The organism is Alteromonas sp. AMM-1, assembly GCF_047290655.1.
Lineage (GTDB): Bacteria > Pseudomonadota > Gammaproteobacteria > Enterobacterales > Alteromonadaceae > Alteromonas > Alteromonas mangrovi.
Genome location: NZ_JBLBUE010000029.1, coordinates 1 through 22904, shown reverse-complemented (window position 1 = coordinate 22904; position 22904 = coordinate 1). Strand labels below are relative to the sequence as shown.

The 22904-nt window shown below is 45.1% G+C and carries 16 protein-coding genes and 1 tRNA gene; 14 read left to right on the top strand and 3 right to left on the bottom strand.

The annotated features are described in order from the left end of the window. Nucleotides 1-36 precede the first annotated feature (36 nt). Nucleotides 37-831: a hydroxyacylglutathione hydrolase gene (gloB, locus tag ACLR2L_RS07795; RefSeq protein ID WP_413367158.1), complete on the bottom strand. Its 795-nt coding sequence runs from the start codon at nucleotides 829-831 to the stop codon at nucleotides 37-39. Nucleotides 832-936: 105 nt separating this feature from the next. Here gloB and ACLR2L_RS07790 point away from each other — a divergent pair, with 105 nt between their 5' ends. Next, nucleotides 937-1686, top strand: coding sequence for a class I SAM-dependent methyltransferase (locus ACLR2L_RS07790; protein ID WP_140956604.1), 750 nt, complete (start codon nucleotides 937-939; stop codon nucleotides 1684-1686). Between the two features lie 435 nt (nucleotides 1687-2121). Here ACLR2L_RS07790 and metG read toward each other — a convergent pair whose 3' ends face one another. Continuing rightward, nucleotides 2122-4167 (bottom strand): methionine--tRNA ligase, encoded by a 2046-nt coding sequence (gene metG / locus ACLR2L_RS07785; RefSeq protein ID WP_413367156.1) that lies wholly within the window; start codon nucleotides 4165-4167, stop codon nucleotides 2122-2124. Nucleotides 4168-4278: 111 nt separating this feature from the next. Here metG and apbC point away from each other — a divergent pair, with 111 nt between their 5' ends. From apbC to ACLR2L_RS07765, 4 genes are all read left to right on the top strand, one after another. Continuing rightward, entirely contained in the window at nucleotides 4279-5385 is a 1107-nt protein-coding gene (gene apbC / locus ACLR2L_RS07780; RefSeq protein WP_413367153.1) for an iron-sulfur cluster carrier protein ApbC, read from the top strand. Between the two features lie 167 nt (nucleotides 5386-5552). Continuing rightward, complete coding sequence (dcd, locus tag ACLR2L_RS07775; RefSeq protein ID WP_413367150.1) at nucleotides 5553-6143, top strand: dCTP deaminase; 591 nt, start codon at nucleotides 5553-5555, stop codon at nucleotides 6141-6143. 238 nt (nucleotides 6144-6381) lie between these two features. Further along, nucleotides 6382-8439, top strand: coding sequence for a glycoside hydrolase family 97 protein (locus ACLR2L_RS07770; protein ID WP_413367147.1), 2058 nt, complete (start codon nucleotides 6382-6384; stop codon nucleotides 8437-8439). 279 nt (nucleotides 8440-8718) lie between these two features. Further along, nucleotides 8719-8795, top strand: a tRNA-Pro gene (locus ACLR2L_RS07765). Nucleotides 8796-9026: 231 nt separating this feature from the next. Here ACLR2L_RS07765 and ACLR2L_RS07760 read toward each other — a convergent pair. Continuing rightward, nucleotides 9027-9884: a helix-turn-helix transcriptional regulator gene (locus ACLR2L_RS07760; RefSeq protein ID WP_413367144.1), complete on the bottom strand. Its 858-nt coding sequence runs from the start codon at nucleotides 9882-9884 to the stop codon at nucleotides 9027-9029. Nucleotides 9885-10166: 282 nt separating this feature from the next. Here ACLR2L_RS07760 and ACLR2L_RS07755 point away from each other — a divergent pair, with 282 nt between their 5' ends. From ACLR2L_RS07755 to ACLR2L_RS07715, 9 genes are all read left to right on the top strand, one after another. Beyond that, nucleotides 10167-10415 carry a hypothetical protein gene (locus ACLR2L_RS07755; protein ID WP_413367141.1) on the top strand — a complete coding sequence of 83 codons (249 nt, stop codon included), beginning with the start codon at nucleotides 10167-10169 and terminating at the stop codon, nucleotides 10413-10415. Nucleotides 10416-10429: 14 nt separating this feature from the next. Continuing rightward, complete coding sequence (gene rmuC / locus ACLR2L_RS07750; RefSeq protein WP_413367138.1) at nucleotides 10430-12040, top strand: DNA recombination protein RmuC; 1611 nt, start codon at nucleotides 10430-10432, stop codon at nucleotides 12038-12040. Continuing rightward, entirely contained in the window at nucleotides 12037-12465 is a 429-nt protein-coding gene (locus ACLR2L_RS07745) for an HNH endonuclease (RefSeq protein ID WP_413367135.1), read from the top strand. Before rmuC ends, ACLR2L_RS07745 begins: the two co-directional genes overlap by 4 nt. Before the next feature lie 273 nt (nucleotides 12466-12738). Next, entirely contained in the window at nucleotides 12739-13506 is a 768-nt protein-coding gene (locus ACLR2L_RS07740) for an HNH endonuclease (RefSeq protein WP_413367132.1), read from the top strand. A gap of 121 nt (nucleotides 13507-13627) precedes the next feature. After that, nucleotides 13628-15706: an anti-phage ZorAB system protein ZorA gene (zorA, locus tag ACLR2L_RS07735; protein ID WP_413367129.1), complete on the top strand. Its 2079-nt coding sequence runs from the start codon at nucleotides 13628-13630 to the stop codon at nucleotides 15704-15706. A 3-nt stretch (nucleotides 15707-15709) separates the two neighbouring features. After that, the gene (locus ACLR2L_RS07730) at nucleotides 15710-16453 is read left to right on the top strand and encodes a flagellar motor protein MotB (RefSeq protein ID WP_413367126.1); all 744 of its coding nucleotides are present in this window, start codon (nucleotides 15710-15712) and stop codon (nucleotides 16451-16453) included. Nucleotides 16454-16465: 12 nt separating this feature from the next. Then, nucleotides 16466-17893 carry an EH signature domain-containing protein gene (locus tag ACLR2L_RS07725; protein WP_413367123.1) on the top strand — a complete coding sequence of 476 codons (1428 nt, stop codon included), beginning with the start codon at nucleotides 16466-16468 and terminating at the stop codon, nucleotides 17891-17893. Next, nucleotides 17893-21291, top strand: a complete 3399-nt coding sequence (locus ACLR2L_RS07720; protein WP_413367120.1) for an SNF2-related protein — start codon at nucleotides 17893-17895, stop codon at nucleotides 21289-21291. The genes ACLR2L_RS07725 and ACLR2L_RS07720 overlap by 1 nt, the downstream gene beginning before the upstream one ends. A 48-nt stretch (nucleotides 21292-21339) precedes the next feature. Then, nucleotides 21340-22904: type I restriction-modification system subunit M (locus ACLR2L_RS07715; protein ID WP_413367116.1), on the top strand; the 1565-nt coding region annotated here is incomplete at its 3' end.

The following is a 22904-nucleotide window of genomic DNA, read 5'->3' as shown; positions in this document are numbered from 1 at the left end:
TATTTTGAGCAAGAAATAGAACTAAAGATGAAGAACTTAAAAGTTATCTTTCCATTTCCTTAGCTGACTAAAGACGGCAATTTCATCTGAAAGTTCCGTATTGGCAAACTGACTGACGCTTTTTGCAACAGCTTCATTATCACAACGCAAAAACGGGTTGATAGCGAGCTGTGTGGCCAGATCGGCAGGCAGAGTGGGGCAATTATTGTTCCGGGTTGTGTTTACCCATTCAGAATACGCCTGTAGTTTGGGATTATCAGTATCGACCACCAGGGCAAACTTAACATTCGCCTGGGTATATTCATGCGTACAGTAAATGGCGGTAGCGGGTGACAGGCGTTTAATTTTATTCAGTGAACGGTGCATTTGTTCTGCGGTGCCTTCGAACAACCGACCACACCCCGCCGCAAACAGCGTATCTCCGCAGAACAGCGCATTGTGACCCACATAAGCGATATGGTCCAGTGTGTGACCCGGAACTTCCAATACCGAAAACTCACAATCAATGGCTGGGAGTTTTACCATGTCACCCTGAGCAACAGATTTAGTAATCCCACTGATATGCCCACCGCGGGGGCCAATCACCGGCAAATCCTTAACCGCGGCTGACAGAGATGCAATGCCGCCGGTGTGATCGCGATGGTGGTGGGTAATCAGAACGGCTGACAGGGTAAGCCCCTGTTGCCGGCAAAAAGCCAACACAGGGTCGGCATCACCCGGATCAACGACGATTGCATGCGAGTTGTTATGCAAACACCATATGTAGTTGTCGTTAAACGCCGGAATGGGCGTCACATTAACCTGTTCAGGAAATCCCGGTGCATTCGTCATGGCTTTTTCAATGGCTGTATTTCAATAGCCAGATACTATAAAGTTGTGCTGTTGCATGCAACACGTGCAGCCTATTAAACCCTAAAGGATGTATTTCAGCGCCCTATGAAATCTGCGTTTCGTTCAAAACCGCCACACTATCCTCAACGCTGGTCTGAATTACCGGGAGGGGAAGAATTAAAACTGGTTATTCAGCAGGTATGTAACGAGCTCAGCCAGCGGGTATTTGGTTATCACATGCTGAAACTAGGCAATCTTAGCAGTGAATTGGTCCTGCCAGATTGTTCTATTCGCCATCACATCCAACAAACGCAAATAGCCTCAGAATTCTCCGGTATTATTACGCGCTCAGACAACCTGCCTTATGTGGAGAACAGTATTGATGGTGTGCTGTTGGCAAATGAATTGGATTTTGCGCAGGATCCTCACGAGATTTTGCGTGAGGTAGACAGGGTGATCACCGCCAACGGGTATGTGATCATAAGTGGCTTCAATCCCTTCAGTTTAACCGGAGTGGCGCGCTTTTTACCTATTAAAAACGGCAATGTACTGCATTCCGCGCGCTTCTTTTCTGCCGGTCGCATAAAAGACTGGTTACAACTATTGGGATTTGAAGTGGTTGAACACCGGCATATTTTATTTTCTATGCTGTTTGCCAGTCAGGCCGCTAAACAGCCTGCAGCATGGCAACAATGGTGCAGTAAACATTGCCCGTGGTGCTCATCTGTTTACGTGCTTCTGGCCCGTAAACGCACAATTCCTATGACAACCGTGAAGGCGAATTGGAAAGTAAAACCGCGTTTTTCAACCGTTGGCGCAAGTATGCGCGATGTAACGTCGCAAACGCGTTCTTAAAATTCTAATCGACGAGCGCAATTTTTCGGCATACGTACCTAATCTTTCTACATTCATCCACAATCTTTTAAATATCATCCCTGAGTTTCCTTCACAATTTTTCAAACGTCATCCCTAAGCTTCCTCTTGACGTCATCCCCGCGCTTTCATTTACCGTCATCCCCACGATGGCGGTGATCTTGTGGCGTTACGTGCAGAGGTTATTGATTACAGCGGTGTGTTTAAGTAGATCCCGGGTCGAGCCCGGGATGACCGTATTTGGGGTCATCCTCAATTTTTCAAACGTCATCCCCGCGCTTTCATTTACCGTCATCCCCGCGAAGGCGGGGATCTTGTGGCAATGCTCGCAGGGCTATTGATTACAGCGGGGTGTTTGAGTAGATCCCGGACATGTCCAATGGACATTCCGGGATGATAAAAACCTGGCGGTTTTTATCACTTAACGCGCATACCTGGTTGGGCGCCTTCATGAGGCTCAAGTATGTAGAGTTCTTTACCGCCGGGGCCGGCAGCCAGTACCATGCCTTCTGACATACCAAAGCGCATCTTGCGAGGGGCCAGGTTGGCAACCATAACGGTATGCTTTCCAATCAGATCTTCAGGTGCGTAAGCCGACTTGATACCAGCGAATACCTGACGGGTTTCACCACCTAAATCCAATTCCAGGCGCAACAGTTTGTCGGCAGATTCCACATGTTCCGCCTTTGCAATGCGGGCGATACGCAGGTCAACTTTCGCAAAGTCGTCAAAAGTAATGGTTTCACTGATTGGATCTTTTACCAGTGGACTGTTTGGATCGATTTTAGGCTTGGCTGTCAGGCTCTCCTTTGATGCGTTAACCAGGGCTTCAATTTTATCCATCTCTACCCGTTGCATCATAGGCTTGAATTTTTCGATAGCATGACCGGTAAGCACTGTTTGGCTGCTTGCCCACGTTAGCGTGTCGTTCAGGAACGCTTCTGTTTTGTCTGCCAGAATGGGCAGCACTGGCTTCAGATACGTTACCAGAATACGGAACAGGTTAATGCCCAGTGAACATACGTCATGAGTAAACTGCTGTTTGCTCTCATCTTTAATGGTAACCCATGGTGCATTGGTGTCGATAAACTGGTTGGCTTTATCGGCCAGCGCCATGATCTCGCGAACTGCCTGATGGTACTTGCGCTTTTCGAATAGCGCCGCAATTGGCTCAGCAGCGTTTTGGAATTGGGCAACCAGCTCAGGCTCAAGCACGTTATCAGACAACTTGCCGTCGAAACGCTTGGTAATAAAGCTGGCGCAGCGGCTGGCAATATTCACTACTTTGCCTACCAGGTCAGAATTCACTTTTTGTGCAAAATCTTCGAAGTTCAGGTCGATATCCGTTACGCCATCACCCAGTTTAGACGCGAAGTAGTAGCGCAGGTATTCCGGGTCCAGGTGGTCAAGGTACGTGCGGCCTTTGATAAAGGTTCCGCGAGACTTCGACATCTTCGCGCCGTTAACGGTAACGAAACCGTGAATGTTAACGCCAGTAGGCTTACGGAAACCCGCGCCTTCCAGCATGGCTGGCCAGAACAAGCAGTGGAAATAGGTGATGTCTTTACCAATAAAGTGGTAAAGCTCAGCGTCGGAATCTTTGTTCCAGAAGCTGTCGAAATCGACATTGTTGCTGTCGCAGAAGTGTTTAAAGCTGGCCATGTAACCAACCGGGGCATCTACCCACACGTAGAAGAACTTGTTAGGTGCGCCAGGAATTTCAAAACCAAAGTAAGGGGCATCACGGCTGATATCCCACTGTTGCAAGCCATCTTCAAACCACTCTTGTAGCTTGTTAGCCATTTCTTCCTGAATGGCACCCGAACGGATCCAGTCTTTCAACATGCCTTCAAACTGCGGCAGGTCGAAGAAGAAGTGCTCAGATTCTTTTAGCACTGGCGTTGCGCCCGAGACCACTGAACGCGGGTTCTTCATTTCTGTTGGGCTGTAAGTTGCGCCACAGACATCACAGCTGTCGCCGTTCTGATCGTCTGCATTACAGCTAGGGCAGGTACCTTTTACGAAACGGTCCGGCAGGAACATGTTCTTTTCCGGATCGAACAACTGGTTAATGGTACGCTTGCTAATATAGCCAGCGGCATCCAAACGGCGGTAAATCTCTTCGCAGTAATGCTGATTTTCCGGTGAATGCGTAACATAATAGTTGTTGTAATCAATATGGAAGTCGAGCAGGTCCTGATGATGCTCTGCGCGAGTTTGAGCCACCATTTCTTCCGGGGTGATGCCCAGTTCCTGGGCTTTTAACATCACCGGCGTACCGTGTGCATCGTCGGCACAAACACTGTAACATTCGTGTCCGCGCAGACGCTGGAAACGTGTCCAGATATCGGTTTGGATGTGCTCAAGTAAATGGCCCAGGTGAATGGAACCATTGGCGTAAGGTAACGCACTGGTTACCAAAATACGGCGCTTGCCTTGGGGAAGCTGACTCTGTTCTGACATAGACTATTATTGTTCGGCTTTTAAGCTAATGGAAATGGCGCAAATACTAGCGGAAATGCGCTTTTTTTGCATTAAGTAATGTTGTAAAACCCTTAAATTTGCAGGTAACCCATGTTTTTTTCCGGTAAAGCTAAAAAACCTGATGCTGTGGTTCAATTTGTTGCTGAAAAACTGGCCAGCTATTTCTCAGTGGAAACGGCAGAGTCGGCCGGTTGGTGTCAGTTAAACGATAGGCATGTTCAGATAACGTTTCCCTTTGCGTGCAAAACTCAGTGGCCAGACATTGAAACGTATATACAACACGCGTTGAACGAATCAAAACACCATGGCTTTTCAGTCACGCTGAATCAAACCATTCAAAGTGGCCAAACCCTGAGGCCACCGGTTACCAATGTACGTAATATTGTGGCTGTAGCATCGGGTAAAGGCGGGGTAGGTAAATCAACAACCAGCATTAATTTGGCCTGTGCATTACTTCAGGAAGGCGCAACAGTGGGTATTCTGGATGCAGATATCTATGGCCCATCTGTGCCAATTATGCTGGGAAATACCCGTGAACGGCCGCAAACGGCTGATAACAAGCATATGCAGCCGCTTCAGGCGTATGGATTGGTAGCCAATTCTATTGGTTATCTGGTGCCAGCCGAAGATGCTGCCATTTGGCGTGGTCCGATGGCAAGCAAAGCACTAGCGCAACTGATAAATGAAACCCTGTGGCCAGTTTTGGATTATCTGATTGTGGATATGCCGCCAGGCACAGGCGATGTGCAGCTCACCATGGCGCAGCAAGTGCCACTAACTGCCGCCGTTGTAGTGACAACGCCACAGGATCTGGCGTTGGCCGATGCCCAAAAAGGCATTGCGATGTTCAACAAAGTGAATATCCCGGTACTGGGACTGGTAGAAAATATGAGTTATTACCAGTGCACGGCCTGTGGCCACAAAGATTACATTTTTGCCAAAGACGGTGGACAAGCGCTGGCTGAACGCTATGGATTGCCTTTACTTGGCGCGTTACCCCTCAATACCACTATTCGTGAACACGCAGGCACTGGCAAGCCATTGTTAGTGAGTGAACCGGACCATGTGTTGTCTGACGCTTATCGCGCCATGGCCAGAGCGGTGTCGATGCAGTTGGCATTAACCGTGCCGGTATCACAGCATGGTTCTAAACATATCAAAGGCGAACCCATCGCGTTTAATCCGGTAAATAGCTAGATAAAAGGGTTTTCGGATGGTTTGCATATGGCTCGCGAATAGCTCGCGGGGCGAAATAGCATTAATACAGATTGATTGATCGCAATGCGCACCGCATAATACGCACCCATAAGTAATCTATTGCCGTTAACGATTCACGTTATCAATAGCCAATACAGAGAAGTTCTATGCGTTTAAGCGATCGCGACATTTACGACCATTTGCAATCTGGCAAAATCCGGATTGATCCCCAGCCCGGCTACGAGCACATCAGTGGCGTAACAGTGGATCTGCGTTTGGGTAACAAATTTCGCGTATTCGAAGATCACGCTGCGCCATTCATTGATTTAAGTGGACCGAAAGCCGAGGTTCAGGCAGCACTGGAATCGGTAATGAGTGACGAAATTGTATTGCCCGAAGGCAAGGCATTCTTTCTTCACCCCGGTGAACTTGCACTGGCAATCACCCATGAATCGGTGACGTTGCCAGATAACATTGTGGGATGGTTAGACGGCCGTTCCTCATTGGCGCGATTGGGATTGATGGTGCACGTAACCGCACACCGCATTGATCCGGGTTGGTCGGGCAATATCGTGCTGGAATTCTATAACAGCGGCAAGTTGCCACTGGCACTTCGCCCCATGATGAAAATTGGGGCGTTAAGTTTTGAAGTGTTAAGCCGTCCGGCTGAAAAACCTTACAATGCCCGCTTGGATGCTAAGTACAAGGGGCAAGCGGGCGCAGTGGCAAGCCGCATTAGTTCAGACTCCCAATCTTAAACGTTCGTTTTTTAAATTTATATTACCCCCTTTAATGTGCTGGTTTTGCGGATTGTAAAAACAGCACTCTCCATTTGTGTAGCCTTTATATGTTGCGGTATCCAGTGCGTTTCTATAAGCAAACTCAATGGTCTTACTTGTTAAAATAATGTTTATTTGTTGCGCTATTTTCTTTACTTAATCGATTAAGTGATCTAGTGTGTTATTCACTGTGAACTTAAATTGTTAAGAGAAACCTATGCGCGCACTATTGCTTATGAGCTGTCTGTTAAGCCCGGTACTGGCTGCGGCGGAGTTGTCTGTGTCATCGCCCGATAAATCGATTCAGTTTACCTTTTCGGATGACAGTGGCTTCGCTCAATATACCGTTACCTATAACGGTGATGAACTTATGCGTCCTGGCAGGCTAGGGTTCACCTTCGCGGAAGCAAAACCCATATACAAACAGCTTTTGTTGAAGGAAGTGAGCCGCGATAGCGCCAATGAAACCTGGGAGCAGCCCTGGGGTGAACAGCGATTAATTAACAATCACTATAACGAGTTAGTGGTGAAATTCAGTGAGAAAGGCGATGCAGACAACGCTTTTAACGTTCAGGTTCGTGTATTTGACGATGGTATTGGCTTTCGCTACCACGTAGATGCAGATGGCCCGCGCACTATTACTCGTGAAATGACCGAGTTCTCCATTGTTGATTCACATACCTCTACAGCCTATTGGATCCCCGGGCAGGGCTACGAGCGACAAGAATACCTGTATCGCGAAACCCGCTTGCAAGACGTGGATAAAGCCAGCACACCCATGACCATCAAATTGGCCAACGGCGTACATATGGCTATTCACGAAGCCGCGCTAGTGGATTATGCAGGTATGAGCCTGAATCGCATGAATCTGGGCCGCTTTGAAGCCGATTTAGCTCCGCGAGCCGACGGTGCAAAAGTGCGTAAGCAAGGCAGTTTCACTACTCCCTGGCGTACTGTGCAAATTGCACCTAATGCTGCAGGTCTTATCAATTCTTATCTAACGCTTAATCTAAATGAGCCAAACAAATTAGGAGAAGTAGATTGGATCACACCGGGCAAATACATTGGTATTTGGTGGGGCATGCATATCCAGAAATATACCTGGGGCTCAGGTGAAAAGCACGGGGCTACCACTGAAAACACCATGATGTACATGGACTTTGCAGCAAAGCATGGTTTCGACGGTGTGCTGGTGGAAGGCTGGAACGTGGGCTGGGATGGCGACTGGATCCAAAACTCTGAGTTGTTTTCCTTTACTGAAAGTTACCCCGACTTCGACATAAAGAAAATCACTGACTATGGCAAAAGCAAAGGCGTGAAGTTAATTGGTCACCATGAAACATCGGGCGGTATCACGAATTACGAAAACCAAATGGAAGATGGATTTGCTCTTTATGAAAGCTTAGGTGTTGAGCAAATCAAAACCGGTTATGTGGCGCACGGCCAAACCTTAAAGCGTACCGACGAACAAGGCATAAAACGCTTTGAATATACCGATAGCCAACCGGTAGTGAATCACTTTGTACACAATGTAAGTACAGCGGCGAAGTACAAGATCAGCATTAATACCCATGAGTCGGTAAAAGACACCGGATTGCGCCGCACGTATCCAAACTGGATCGCCCGTGAAAGTGCCAGAGGGCAAGAATATAACTCTGGCTGGCAATCACCCAATCCGGCAGAGCACGTGCCAATGCTGGCGTTTACCCGTATGTTGTCTGGCCCGATGGACTTTACGCCAGGGATTTTTGACCTGGACTATCCACCTATTCAGGGCGGTACAGAAGAGCACGGACGCACAAAATACATGCGGCCACATACTACAATTGCCAAGCAATTAGCCGAGTACGTAGTAATTTACAGCCCTATTCAAATGGCGGCAGATCTGCCAGAAAACTACGAGGCTAAACCCGCGCCATTCCAGTTTATTAAAGACGTTCCCACCGACTGGGAAAAGAGCGTTGCGTTACAAGGTGAGGTAGGGGATTTTGTGGTGATTGCGCGTAAAGAAAAACAACACCGCCATTATTCAGGTAATGACTGGTATTTAGGTGCCATTACTAACGAAGACGCGCGTACGGTAAATGTGAAGCTGGACTTCCTGGAACCCGGTAAGACTTTTGAAGCGCAAATTTACAGAGATACGAAAAAAACTGACTGGCAGACTAACCCGTATGAAATAGACATTGTGAAACAAAACGTCACCAGTGCTGACAGCCTCAAGTTGTTCTTGTCGGCAGCGGGGGGAGCCGCAGTGCGATTTAAAGCGCTGTAGCACGCAGATACGTGTTCGTGGGCCTGGACTCTTTCGCCGATTCGTCCCCATTGCGGCGGGGGATCCGGGCTCACAATCTGTTCTAAACGTTAAAAGAACTTGTTTGCTGCTGCACATACTTACTTTTAAAACCTTCAGACGGCCGGATTTCCCGGCCGTCTTTCATTCCAAACTAACAAAAGCTGGCTTGGTTGCACATTTATCCAACAATCAATTCATTAGCCAGATTTTTGCGTTGCAATCGGACTAAAAATAAGTACACTTGTCGACTCTTTCGGTCGGTGTGTAGCGCAGCCTGGTAGCGCACTGTCATGGGGTGTCAGGGGTCGGAGGTTCGAATCCTCTCACACCGACCAATCTCTTCCACGCTTTCAGCGATATCCCATGCCAACAATATGAAAATGTGTACTCACCATGTGTACTTGCCGTAATTTACACGTCTTAATGTTCCAGTCAATTCAGAGCTATACTAAGTAAATCTGCGGTGTTTGTTTATGTTTCACAGAGGGGTTACTGAACCTAATCTACGTTTGAATTACTTCTGTTTAAAATGTAGCGTTATTTTTAAAGGGAATGTTTACAATGGATTATTTAAACAACCACTTCTCAATTGCCTCCAAATTATCGATTACAATCTGTTGAGCCGTGGGTTTCCCATGCAAAATATTCGGATCTATTTTCATCATCTGGAGCAAATAGTGGACTAAAGCTGCTCGCACGGTTATGACAAGAATGCCATCTTTCATACCATAGTCATTTGCAACAACTTCCTGTTGCGCGAGTGATAATCGAGGATCTGGCTTAAAGCATACATTTACCTTTGTATGCCACGAATCATCATTCTCAGGGGATATTGTTGCTTTGCCCGCTGATTCCGGGATGTCAAAAAAACGTGTCAGGACAAAATCTCGGAATTCCTGATTTTTCTCACAATAAGCACGAACATGCCAGCGCATACCTGAATGCACAATCGAATGCGGGGCGATGATCCTTCCGTCTTTATTTGGAGCATTAACAGAACGATAGTCTACCTCAAGCCTTTCTCCCAAACGGCAGGCTTTAACTATTGGTCTTAGTACTTCAGGTTTAATCTGAAAACTGGGTAAAGGGACTCTGGTTGTATGATTGAAGCCAAGTACAAGGTTTTCGAAAGTAGATGTTAAATCAGAGTTTCTCTGAACAAGCTGTAAATATTCATCAACAACACCAGAAGTTACAACAGGTTTGAAATCGGATGAGGGTTCATAGCCTTTTAACGAACTATTGTATTCAAGGTTCCCCGGAGCGATTTCGTTGAGGTAATTATTAATGTCTTTGGATGCTTGTTGTCGACCAATACCGAAGTGCTCGATCAAGTGACCGGCGTTTAGCTTTCCCTCCCAAATAGCAACGATTTCAATCAAACGATAGCGTTGTAGTAGATCGTATCTGTACGGCCACTTCATAAATTACCTGTCTCTTTTGACGATATATTCTTACCAAATGAAAACACAAATTATCTTTGATGACAAAAAAATACTTATTGATGTGTATATTTATGCGACAGTGTAATAAATTGGTGTTTGTGTAACTAATTGAATTTATACTTTAAATGTTGTTGTGGATATAAAGTCGAATATTTTAAACACCATATCCTGCCTGATTAGGCGACATGTGTATGTTTACAGTTGTTTAACTGTCGCAAGTGGCGACATATAGTCTAATTCGTAAACGAAGAGGAATGACTCATGACGCTATCTCATCACGCAAATAAACGTTGTCAGCAACGGGGAATAACACCGGATCTTATTTTGGTGTTAGAAGCATTAGGTATGGAGATCTGCCAGAAAGGTAACTCCTACGTGCTACAGCTAGATAAGAAAACCCAACGTTCTTTAAGCAAACGATTAAAGTCACTGTTTATGCAAGTACAAAAGAATATTTTCGTTGTTATTTCTGACGACGAAACAGTGATTACTGCTGCTCATAAGCATTAAGGAGAATTATTAGCATGGATATTTACTTTATTACGTCAATTTTGTTGGCTGTTTTATTTGTTGTGACGATTGTTGGTCTAACAATAAAGTTAAACTCATTGAACTCTAGTCATACTTTAGAAATACAATCATTGCAGTCCTCATTGGACGCATCAAAAGTAGCCTTGGAGCACTCGGAAAACAAGGTCGCCGCTCTAGAGCAGCAGGCTAAGCAGTTACTTGAAGTCAGAGAAGAGTTAGCTGAAGCAAAATTAACAATTGCATCTTTAACCTCCGAGCAAAAAGGGTCTGAAAAATCCCTCGTTAATCTCAAAGATGAGCTTGGCAATGCCAAGTCGAAACTTGAGCATCAAGCCGAATCATTACAAGAATTGGCCAGAACTCATGAAGCAAAGTTATCTTTGGAGGTCGCTAATCAAGAGCTTAAAACTGTAGTGCAAATGAAGGATAAGCGTATTGATACTCTTCTTGCCGAACTTCGAGAAAAAGAGCAGAAAGTATCGCAGTTAAGCACGCAACTTGAAAAGCAAGCCGAACACAATGCTCAGGTTGTTCAGGATTTGAAAGATGCTAAGACTATAATGGCCCAAGAGTTTAAAGCGTTAGCGAGCGATGTTCTCGAACAGAAAGGCAAGGATTTTCGTTCACAACATCAGGAGTCTCTGGAAAAAATTCTTTCCCCATTTAAGTCAGAAATCGGAGAATTTAAACGCAAGGTAGAGGAGAGCCAGAAAGAGGATTTAATCCACCGTAGTAAGTTGGGCGAAGAGTTGAAGCAACTCAGAAAGCTAAATCAACAGATCACCGATGAAGCTGATAACCTGACAAAAGCGCTGAAAGGCGAGAAGAAACTTCAGGGCAACTGGGGGGAAATACAGCTGGAACGAATTTTAGAATCTAGTGGATTAATTAAAGGTCAAGAATTCGAGCGAGAAGCCAACTTCAAAACAGACGAGGGCAAAAATCAGCGTCCGGACTTCATTGTAAAGTTACCAGAAGGTAAGCACCTAATTATTGACTCTAAAGTGTCACTTAATGCATTCCTAGAATATTGCCAAGCAGATTCTATTGAAGAACAAGAGCGAGCGCTGAAGTTACATGTTGGCGCAATGAAGCAGCATATAAAATCTCTTAACGAGAAAGATTATCCGTCACTGACGGGGTTACAATCGCCAGACTTTGTGTTCATGTTCGTTCCAGTTGAGCCTGCATTTAATGTAGCTTTACAGGCTGACTTCACGATGTTTGAAGAGGCCTTTGCTAAGCATATCGTTATTGTTACTCCTACGACGCTACTGGCAACGTTAAAAACCGTGTCGAGTATCTGGACTATTGAACGTCAAAATAAAAAAGCGGCTGAACTCGCAGAGAGAGCCGGACTTGTTTACGACAAGCTGCGCGGCTTTTTAGTGAAAATGGATAAGCTTGGAGGGCAGTTAAATACAGCACAGATAACGTTTGATGATGCTATGAAAACCTTAAGGACTGGCAATGGTAATTTAGTTCGCCAAGCTGAACAGTTTAAAGAGCTGGGGGTTAGGGTTAAAAGCGATATTCCTGAAAATATTTTGGCAAAATCTGATATTGCTGATTCGCTTCTATTAGCATCGGAGGATGAACAATGAGCGTGGAAGTGACTTATGAATTAGCCGGTAGAATGACTCGCAAAACCTATAAAAGCTATACCAGAGCAATAACAAGTATGCGTAAATGGTTTGAAACAAACGACGGTCGGGCAATCATGTATCGCTTTAATACTGAACCTAAGGTTATTGAATCACGATGTCAGTTGCCAGTGAATACAAAATCCGAAACGAATTTTTACCAAACAAGGGCATGGCGTGCTTTACGGCTAAGAGTATTAAGTGAGTCCGGCGGTTCCTGTAGTTATTGTGGCTCAGGTACTGAGCATGGAACCGTTCTACATGTAGATCACATTAAACCACGTTCAAAATATCCGCATTTGGCGCTCGACATAGCCAATCTACAGGTTCTCTGTGAGGATTGTAACTTGGGCAAAGCTGACAACGAACAACTGAGTTTCACATGATTTTTTTCAGCGAAAGTAGATATTGATGTTCAGCTCAATGGCTGGGTACTCTGTTGGTATAGTTTCCATGACTGGCAGTTAAACTCTGGAATCGCCAAGAGGTGTCGATTTTTTGTTAAATATCAATCGACTAAATGTAGCAATTTCACGAGCTAAGGCATTGGCGATTGTTGTGTACAGTGATAAATTTCTAGATGGGTCTCCGAATAAAATTGAGGATATTCAAAGAATAAACTTGTTTTTAAAATGTGTTGCTCACAAAGGATAATAATAATGGCAAAGCAAACTGAATTACGTCATCTAAGGTCTATTTCTACAATTGAAAAAAATGGATATAGGACTGTATACCCAGTATTTGTTGTCAAAAAAGGCTCAGAAGAAGAGACTCTGGATGTTTCGCTGACCGGTAGTTCTGATAACTATAAGGGGATGGCAGAAAAACAGTTTATCGAATATCTGAAGACTGGAAAGTTTGTAAAAGATTACCCGAGCGCAAGTGTTAGGTGTGCGATTCTTGCCGAGGAAAAAGCTAGTGATGAGAAGCGTATCGATAAAAGTGGTTATTTAGTTTCCTACTTTTACGGACAATTAGATAAGTTGCATACCAAGGTCGCCAAAGACCCAAATACAAACAAGTCTGAAACCGGAAAGGAAAGAAATGCAGAAGATAAAATAGTTTTAAGAGAGATTAAAACCAGACGTGGCCAACCTGCTTTTAGGAAGGATTTGTTGACTGCATTTAATTCTCGATGCTGTGTCACTGGTTGCAAGGTTGAAGCAATCCTTGAGGCTGCGCACATTATTTCACATTCAGAAGAAACTAATTATTCAGTGAATAACGGCTTATTACTTCGAGCCGACATACATACGCTTTTTGATCTCGACTTAATAAGCCTAGATCACAATGGGATAGTACATATTCACCGCGATTTAAAAGGTTCAGAGTATGATATGTATGAAAAGAAAAAAGTCCTCCATAACATACCAAAAGAGCTGGAGGGAAATTTGAAGAGACGATTTGAAAATTGTGATCTCTCGTAACTACTTACAGTCTCATCTGTATGAAAGATCCGTTTTATACTTTAGTATACAGTTTGGATGTTTTTCATTATTAAAACAACATAGCTTTTTGAAGTATTGCAACTATTAAAAGGACTAAATAATGGCAAGTGAAAAGCAAATTGAGCTTTCATGGCTGATTCCAGATTTTTCTCAATTAACCGTTAACCCTCAGACAGGTTCAGAGTTAAGCACTCTTTTCGTTGCGCTGTTACTAATTGTAACCATAGTGTTTGCTCTTTTCTTTATTTACAAATGTTTAGTGACTGGAGCCAAGCTTAACTGGCTAACAAAAATGTTAAAACCGCTTGAACGTGAAGACGTTGCAAGCAAGCGAGAGGAACTCTATCAGCAGGCCAAGCAAAAGGATAAAAGTACTGGCTTTTTATGGATGGAGTTCGATGAAACACTCGTGGAGATTCAAAACGGTGATCAGGTTGAACTTCGAAACACGCTTGACGCAGGACACTTTTTTAATTCTTACACCTTGGCTCGAAGCGTTACTGAGAACCGCTTGATTGCAGCCGTGCCGGGTTTCCTAACGGCTCTTGGAGTTATCGGTACGTTTATGGGCCTTCAGTTGGGACTTGCTGACTTAAAGCTGGGAGCAGGTGTTGATGTAAATGAAATGCAGGAAGGTGTAGCCGGAGTTGTCAACGGTGCCAAAATTGCATTTTTAACATCGGTATGGGGTGTAGCCTTAAGTGTGATTTTCAACTTTTTCGAAAAATTCTGTGAACAACTCATACGCCGTAAAATCAGGGTTATAGAAGATCGTGTCGATTGGCTTTTCCCCAGAATTCGTCCCGAAGAGCAACTACAGAGAATTTCAGAAAATAGTTCAGAGTCGCGAGAAGTTCTGCAAGGTTTAGCAGAGAAAATTGGTGAGAAAATGCAAGAGGCTATGCTTACTGCAACTCAGGGAATTCAAACCAGCTTAGAAAACAGTCTTTCCGAAATCATGGCTCCGGCAATCAATAAATTGGTAGACGAAACATCCGAAGGTAATCAAAAAGCTCTGGAAGGTTTACTCGAAAGCTTCATGGATGGGTTTGGGCAAGCAGGAAACCAACAGCGTCAGGCACTCGATGATGTCTCCTCTAAAGTTAGCCAGTCTGTCGATGCTATGCAAACCACCATGAACCGCTTTGTTGAGCAATTACAGAAGACACAAGCTGATTCAGGCGAACGTGAAAAAGCTTTGATTGCTGATATTTCAAATCAGGTAAACAGACTATCATCGCAGTCAGAAGCGATTCACCAAAAATTAACGTCCTTCGTCGAGAATCAAATAGGCGAAATGTCGACTCAGATGAAATCTCGTGAAGAGGCTTCGGCAAAACGGGATGAAGAATTAGTAACCACAATCAAATCTCAGGTAAATGAGTTGGTAGAAAACTCGCGTAAACAAGGTGAAATGCTAAGTAACTTTGTGCAGGCCCAACTCGATGGTCTCACTAAGTCATTTGATGAAAGGGAACAACGTTCTTCGCAGCTGGAAACTGAACGTAATGCCAAGATAGAACAACAAACCCGAGCGATTTCCACACTTTCTAATGAAATTCTTCAGTCAGTAGAAAAGTCAGTGGCCGATCAAGTTGCTACCGTTAAACAATTAATTGCTCAAGGGCAAACGCTACAAAACAGCATTAATTCATCTGTCGATGCCAGTGCGCAGGCTACACAGGCCATGCGCGAGTCTTCAACAGAACTGCGTGTTTCAGCAGATAATATGCGGGTATTGAGCTCTCATGTTAACGACGCAGGTAATAAGTTGTCTGGTGCAATTAAAGCAGCGGTGGAAAGCACGGCTGATTTGGCAAACCAAAATCAGATGACAGCGCAAAGAATGGAAAACCTGCGTGAAGAGTTAATGAATGATGTCTCGCGATTCAGTGAGTTAACTACGCAGCTCAATGGCTTGATTGAAAGTGCCGGTACAACATTCTCTGAACTTAAAGCAACGCAAAAAGAGTTCATCGGCGATCTGAAAGGCGAGGTAGAACAACTCAGCGGCAATATGACTCAGATGCTCGAAGACTATGCGACACAAGCTAACGGCCAAACCGCGGATCATTTAAAAATTTGGTCGCAATCCGTGACCGATTATTCAACGCAAATGAATAATGCAATTAAAGCACTTTCCAGCGTTGTTGATGAGATGCAGGTTAAATTGGGGTAACACATGGACAGGTTATTCAATCGCGGTGGTTCAAAGGTCGATGAAGAAAATCCATACTGGATGTCCTTTTCTGATTTGATGTCCGGGCTACTAGTAATTTTTATTCTGGCAGCGGTAGCGCTTATTATTGAGCTTACCCAAAAGTCAGAAAAAATTGATGCAAGCATAGAAGAGTTACAGAAAGCAGAACAGGCCCGGAAAGACATCCTAACCGATATACAGAATGACTTGGATAAACAAAATATCCACGTAGAAATTGTCGAAAATCATACTGTATTGAGAATCCCTGAAAGCACTCTCTCTTTTGAATCAGGTAAAGATACTTTGCCAGAAGATGAACATACGCAGGACGAAGTCAGAGCAATTGGCATCGCGCTGCATAAAGCAATTACCACCAACAAACGTTGGAAGTACTTGGATACCGTGTTTGTGGAAGGGCATACCGACAGCGTTGGTATTTGGTATCGCGGAAAAGGTAACTGGGGTTTATCTGCCGACAGGGCGGTATCGATTTGGAAGCTGTGGCAAACCGAAATCCCAGTAGAGCCTAAACTGAATGAGCTCCAGAACTTTAATGGTCAGCTTCTCTTTTCGGTGAGTGGCTACGCTGATACTCGCAGAGTCGATTTAACCGAAGAAACAGAAGAACAGCGAGCCAAAAATCGACGAATTGATATCCGTTTTACGGTTAAAAAGCCCAAGATTGAAGACTTCGAGAATGCGAAAAAGGGTATTAAAGGCTCTTAATTGGGGATTCTTATGAAGTTCTGCTTAAGTGATGAAGCTTATCGTAAAAATATGAAAGTGCTCGAAGCATTAACTGCTGAGCAGAAAGCCATTGCCAAAAAGGCAGGCACGGACAATCCCAAGTTTGAAGCGGCTTGGTCAAAGCTTTTTAATCTGTTATCGAGAAACCGTTTCGACCTATTTCGAATTGATGATCGATTTGATGTGCGAGCACTATCAATTGCTTTAACTGCAAATCAAAAGCTTCGTAGCGCTATTAATATCGATCGAGAACTCCTCAGGGATATTTCGTTTGTTATCCCTAACGGCAGTAATTTGTTTATTGAATCACTCTTTCAGTATTTTTTGAGCGATTTTGATGCCATTTCTGATCCTGATGTCATCGGTGACTGGTTGTGTAGAGAGCGAAAGCGTAAAGACTTGGCCAAAGGTGTGGAGGAAAAAGTACTTTGTGCTGATGGACCAACTTACCTAGCTAAACAAGCAATTAAGCGGCAAACAACTTTCGAACAACAGGTGCAGTACTGGGGGCTCAATCAATATGCGTCAGGTGACTTCGTTAAACGGGCGCAGTCTGTGTATTTTGTGGAACAGCTTCAGAATATTCCGGTAAATCAACCGCACGAGTTACTTGAAGAAATCAGTAGAGAAACTGTTGCTAATAGCCGTTATGATTCAGAGGATCTTATAGGGCATGTGGCATTGCGCATTTTGATCGACAGAGCACCAATACAAAATGTGCACGAGAGCTGGCAAAATGCCGTAATAGCCATTGCTGGTGATCCTCGCGTACCCAAAAATCACCCCCGTTACATTAAATGGTGGAGCCAGCTAAACCCGCAACAAAGTAAAAAAGTACAGAGCTGGTTGTCCAAACTGGATCTCAAACTATTCCTCGAAGCACTGGAAGATTACTCTAAAAGTAGCCGTGATGATGATATGTTGCGCATGTTTCCTTCCCGAAAGCACTTTTTAGAAGGGATGCATGAAGCCGGGTCTATCGTTCATACTAAACTTTATCTTTCTAAAAAAGCTGACCGATATATTCGCCAGAATTACCGGCCGGAACATGTTCCCGACTATTCTATCGTGGAGGACGGCGACCGCTCGATTATCTATGCAGAGTTAACAAGTGGTCATATGGTAGAAGGAAGTCACAATTGCCAGATATGGTTTTACAAGAAGTTACATGAGTCAGCACCAGTTTTAAACTTTGGAGCACAGAGAGTCCGTTATCGCTCACTAACCGTGGGTTTACACGAAAGCATGTATGAATACGGCTGTGAAGCTTACGACCATTTTACCCATTCACCGAGTAATTTCAGTTGGCAACGTCGCTCGTTAGATGCCCTCAAAGTGATGGGCGTAAAAATAAAAGCGTCCGATGTGCTTAGCGAAGAAGATTATAAAAAATATAAGCGGATGTACGGAGTAGGATAATGAAAAATTGGATTTCATCCTTGTTCAGCGTAAAAGACTCAAGCGCAAAGTTTGACTTTGAAATCAGCAATGAAAGTGTCGATTTTTACTGCCCGGAATATCAATTTAATAAAATCAAATCCGGTGGAGCAGATGAATACCTCACTGCGCAGTTCGTGGCTCTTCAAATGCTCGCCGAAGAGGGCAATGCCGAAATTATCCCTAACGGATTTATAGTGCCCCATCATGTTGTCGCTGCGTTAGATGAGGATGTTTTCCAGCTATTAAATTTACCAACAAGATGGAACGGTAAAGCCTCTGTAGATATTAAGGGCACTACCTCAGGTGAGTCCTTCAAAGTTACTGTAAATGTAGAGTCGCCGTCTGGTCGTATGACGGCAGCTTACAAACAAAATGGGAGTATTCTCGCCTTTGGTGACACGCAATTTACGCTAACTAAAGCAATGTTTGAGGCTTTCACAGCACTTACTGAACATTCGGGGTCAGCTAAAAGTGAGTCGGATAATCTTTTGCTATTGCATGGCTTACAGCAAGCTCAACAGGCGGGTGCAATACTTTCGCTAAGCCACTTCGATAAGCTGGATATACATGTACCAGACAAGATTGCAGTAGAAGCTGAGCTTGATGCTCATGGTAATCTCATTCTTACCCCAAGTATGGGTCAAAAGACCGATCACGATAAACTTCAGCGTGTATTAGGGCAGTTACAAGCCGAAAATGGCCGTACCTTAAAAGTAGGTAACGAAATTATTCTCTTTAACGAGAAAACCGCCAAAGCCGCCAAAGAAATTATTAGCCACCGGGCCATTCCGCGATCTCAGGTACAACAGTTTTTAAAAGCCCCCGGGGCATTTCTGGATGCATCGCTTGTCGATCTGGATGTTGGTTTTGCGCTTCGGGTAAAAGGTGCCACGCGTTTTAAACACGCGTACTTTGGTGAAACCGACGAGTCGGGAATCGATTGGTTTGGCCAAAGCCATGCTGCCGGAAAAATCCTGCCAATCAGTGCAGTTACCAAAGACGTTAAAACGCAGGAAGATCTTGCGCAACTACAGCAAGTCATTAACGATGCTAAAGCAACAGGTGCGACCGAAGTTGTCTTTGAGGGCAAAAATTACGATATCGGTAGCGAAGCCGACGTAACGCAAACTCTCACCAAGCTGCAAGACAAAATTAACAACCAGCCGGACGATGACGGCGGAAAAGAGCCGAATTCTCCCGACGCTCCGAATGATGATGAATTAGACAGCCCTTCTAAGCTAGTAGAAGAAGCGCTCAATGATGTGCTGTACAGCGAAGAACTCGACTGGTCGAATCATAAACGCACACCGTTCCCGCATCAGTTAGTAGGCGTTAAATGGATCCTCGGACTGGAAGAAATGGCACGCCAAAAAGAGTTGGTTAATGGTGCATTGCTGGCAGACGACATGGGACTGGGTAAAACTTTTATGTCGCTTTCTGCCACAGAGCATTACTACCGGTTGTGCGAAGAAGCGGGTGAAACTTGTCGTCCTACGCTAATTGTTGCCCCGCTAAGCTTATTGGAAAACTGGAAGGACGAAGTTGCCGAAACCTTTAATGAATCTCCCTTCAGAGACATTGTTATTTTGCAGTCAGACGGCGATCTAAACCGCTTCCGCGATGGCAGTACTGAAACCAAAGCGTCTAATATTGATGAGGAGTCATTCGAGCCTCGCTATTCCCTTAAATTCGGCGAAAAATACGGGCCGGATCGCTTGGATTTACCGCGGCGCTTGGTGATCACTACCTATCAAACCTTGCGTGATTACCAGTTTTCTCTGTCTCAAATTGACTGGGGCTTAGCGGTATTTGATGAAGCGCAAAACATTAAAAACCCCAATGCATTACAAACCCGTGCTGCCAAGGGCTTAAAAGCTAAGTTCAAATTGCTGGCTACCGGTACGCCGGTAGAAAACAGCCTCGCCGATTTCTGGTGTTTAATGGATACCGCCTGTCCCGGCTATTTAGATTCTTATCAAACGTTCAGGCAAACCTATATCACGCCTATCCTGCAAGCAGCGGGGGATGAAATCGACAGAGTCAGGGCAACCCTTGGGCGCCAACTACGTGAAAAGGTTGGGGCACTTATGCTCCGCCGCGTAAAAGAAGATAACCTCGAGGGGTTACCACAAAAGCATATGCTGGTGGGGATAGAGTCAAGCGACTGGCAATACGAACCAAAACTCCATGCCATTATGACTGCCTATCAGCAAAAGGTGTACGAAGGCTCGATTGAAGCGCAGTTAGAAGATGAAAACAGTCACGTGCTAACCACCTTAATGCGTTTACGTGATAGCTCGCTGCATCCGCGCTTGGTAGACGGTGGCCGCTTAGACGCGCCGACATCAAAGCGTGAAATCAAAACCCTGTTCGATGAATCTGCCAAAATGGCCAAAACCATCGAAGTCTTAACGGATATTCAGTCCAGAAACGAAAAATGTATTATCTTTGCGGTAAATAAACGCCTGCAACGTTTCCTGAGTATTGCGCTGGGCAGCTATTTTGGGCTTGGGCCACTGCACGTTATAAACGGCGATGCCAAAGCGGTAGTAAAAAAAGCCGGTGCCTTAAGCCGTAAATCCATGATCACAGACTTTGAGGCTAAAGAAGGCTTTAACGTTATCATTATGTCGCCGGTAGCGGCCGGTGTGGGCTTAACCGTAGTAGGAGCTAATAACGTTATTCACTTTGAGCGGCACTGGAATCCGGCTAAAGAAGCACAGGCTACCGACAGGGTATTTCGTATCGGCCAGAAAAAAGATGTAAATATCTACGTGCCCATATTGCACCACCCCAGTTTTGAATCCTTCGACGTTAACCTGCATCGCTTGTTATCACAAAAGTCGATGCTTAAAGACGCTGTAGTGACGCCGGGCGAAGTTACGCCTAATCCAACCGGCTCCGACAAGCACAGCCTTGGTGTCAACAGCATTATTACGTTTGAAGACATGCCTCGCTTAAGCTGGAAACAGTTCGAAGCGCTAACGCTGGAATTACTTTCCCGTGAATATCAGGCCGACAGTGCATGGCTAACCAAAGACGGCTCAGACTTTGGTGCTGACGGTGTGTTAACCTTCGCCAGCGAAGCCATACTCATTCAGGCTAAACATAAGCAAGGTGCCTACAAAGGCCATAACGCAGTACAGGAAATATCCAATGCCAATGCAATTTATGGCCAGCACTTGGGGCGGGAAATTACCAAGCAGGTATTTATTACCAATGCTACGCAATTGGCGAAAACGACACGTGAAATCGCCGGTAAACTTAACGTCACCATTATTGATGGCAATGAATTAAGCGCGCTCTGCGAGCGCCATCCGATCACTTTCGGGCAGGTGGTTAGCCGCTTATCCAAGAAACGTTACGTGATTGACTAACAAATTAAAAGCGACAGAAAATCGCTAAGCAATACATCAGGACAAGCCATGGCAATTAAAAAGAACGAACTTTATTCCTCACTCTGGGCCAGCTGCGACGAGCTGCGCGGAGGAATGGATGCCAGCCAGTATAAAGACTACGTGCTCACCATGTTATTTATGAAGTACGTTACCGATAAATACAAAGGTGATCCCTACGGCATGATTGACGTGCCGGAAGGCGCCAGCTTTGATGACATGCTCGCAGTAAAGAACGATAAAGAAATTGGCGAGAAGATAAACAAAATTATCGGCGTACTGGCAGAAGCTAACGACTTAAAAGGCGTAATCGATGTTGCGGACTTCAACGACGAAGATCGCTTAGGCAAAGGCAAAGAAATGGTCGATCGCCTCACCAAGCTGGTGGGGATCTTTGAAGGCTTAAACCTAACCAACAACCGCGCCGATGGCGATGACTTGTTGGGGGATGCCTACGAATACCTGATGCGCCACTTTGCTACCGAATCCGGTAAGTCTAAAGGGCAGTTTTATACACCTTCCGAAGTCTCCCGTATTCTGGCCCAAGTGGTGGGTATTACTGATGACACGCCACAGGATGCAACCGTTTATGACCCTACCTGTGGTTCCGGCTCCTTATTGCTGAAAGCCAGCGACGAAGCCCCGCGTGGCTTATCCATCTTCGGACAGGAAATGGATAATGCGACCAGCGCATTGGCACGCATGAATATGATTTTGCACGGTAACGAAACCGCCAAAATCTGGAAAGGGAATACTCTTGGCAGCCCACACTGGAAAGAGGCTAACGGTAGTCTCAAAGCTTTTGATTTTGCGGTTGCGAACCCGCCATTTTCCTACGCCAGCTGGACCAGCGGTTTAAACCCGAATGAAGATGAGTTCGAGCGCTTTACATGGGGAATTCCACCGGAGAAAAACGGTGACTACGCTTTCCTGCTGCATATTATTAAAAGCCTGAAGAGTACCGGTAAAGCGGCGGTTATCCTGCCGCACGGCGTGCTATTCCGTGGTAATGCCGAAGCGCGCATCCGCGAAAACCTGATTAAACAAGGGTATATCAAAGGCATTATAGGTTTACCTGCCAACCTATTTTACGGCACAGGTATTCCGGCTTGTATTATTGTTATCGATAAAGAAAACGCACAGGCCCGGGCATTAAAAGCCGCAGGTACTGCCGAAGGCATCTTCATGGTTGATGCTAGCAAAGGCTTTATGAAAGACGGCAATAAAAACCGCCTGCGCAGTCAGGATATTCATAAAATTGTGGATGTCTTTAACAAGCGCATCGAGCTTAACCGCTACAGCCGTTTTGTACCGGTAGCAGAAATTGCCGACAACGACTACAACCTGAATATTCCCCGTTACATCGATAGTAGCGAAGCTGAGGACTTACACGACTTATCGGCACACCTTAGAGGTGGAATTCCCAATAAAGACATCGATGCATTAAATCAGTACTGGGAGGTGTTTCCCTCATTACGCGCCAGCCTGTTTGAACCGCTACGGGAAAACTACAGCAAGGCACTGGTAGGTGAAAGTGAAGTAAAACCCACCATCTTAAACTCACAGGAGTTTAAGGATTTTGCTACCCGCAGCCT

What these genes read in the sequence shown, in the direction of transcription:
- gloB (WP_413367158.1), bottom strand. Translation starts at nt 831, where the DNA reads ATGACGAATGCACCGGGATTTCCTGAACAGGTTAATGTGACGCCCATT.
- ACLR2L_RS07790 (WP_140956604.1), top strand. Translation starts at nt 937, where the DNA reads ATGAAATCTGCGTTTCGTTCAAAACCGCCACACTATCCTCAACGCTGG.
- metG (WP_413367156.1), bottom strand. Translation starts at nt 4,167, where the DNA reads ATGTCAGAACAGAGTCAGCTTCCCCAAGGCAAGCGCCGTATTTTGGTA.
- apbC (WP_413367153.1), top strand. Translation starts at nt 4,279, where the DNA reads ATGTTTTTTTCCGGTAAAGCTAAAAAACCTGATGCTGTGGTTCAATTT.
- dcd (WP_413367150.1), top strand. Translation starts at nt 5,553, where the DNA reads ATGCGTTTAAGCGATCGCGACATTTACGACCATTTGCAATCTGGCAAA.
- ACLR2L_RS07770 (WP_413367147.1), top strand. Translation starts at nt 6,382, where the DNA reads ATGCGCGCACTATTGCTTATGAGCTGTCTGTTAAGCCCGGTACTGGCT.
- ACLR2L_RS07760 (WP_413367144.1), bottom strand. Translation starts at nt 9,884, where the DNA reads ATGAAGTGGCCGTACAGATACGATCTACTACAACGCTATCGTTTGATT.
- ACLR2L_RS07755 (WP_413367141.1), top strand. Translation starts at nt 10,167, where the DNA reads ATGACGCTATCTCATCACGCAAATAAACGTTGTCAGCAACGGGGAATA.
- rmuC (WP_413367138.1), top strand. Translation starts at nt 10,430, where the DNA reads ATGGATATTTACTTTATTACGTCAATTTTGTTGGCTGTTTTATTTGTT.
- ACLR2L_RS07745 (WP_413367135.1), top strand. Translation starts at nt 12,037, where the DNA reads ATGAGCGTGGAAGTGACTTATGAATTAGCCGGTAGAATGACTCGCAAA.
- ACLR2L_RS07740 (WP_413367132.1), top strand. Translation starts at nt 12,739, where the DNA reads ATGGCAAAGCAAACTGAATTACGTCATCTAAGGTCTATTTCTACAATT.
- zorA (WP_413367129.1), top strand. Translation starts at nt 13,628, where the DNA reads ATGGCAAGTGAAAAGCAAATTGAGCTTTCATGGCTGATTCCAGATTTT.
- ACLR2L_RS07730 (WP_413367126.1), top strand. Translation starts at nt 15,710, where the DNA reads ATGGACAGGTTATTCAATCGCGGTGGTTCAAAGGTCGATGAAGAAAAT.
- ACLR2L_RS07725 (WP_413367123.1), top strand. Translation starts at nt 16,466, where the DNA reads ATGAAGTTCTGCTTAAGTGATGAAGCTTATCGTAAAAATATGAAAGTG.
- ACLR2L_RS07720 (WP_413367120.1), top strand. Translation starts at nt 17,893, where the DNA reads ATGAAAAATTGGATTTCATCCTTGTTCAGCGTAAAAGACTCAAGCGCA.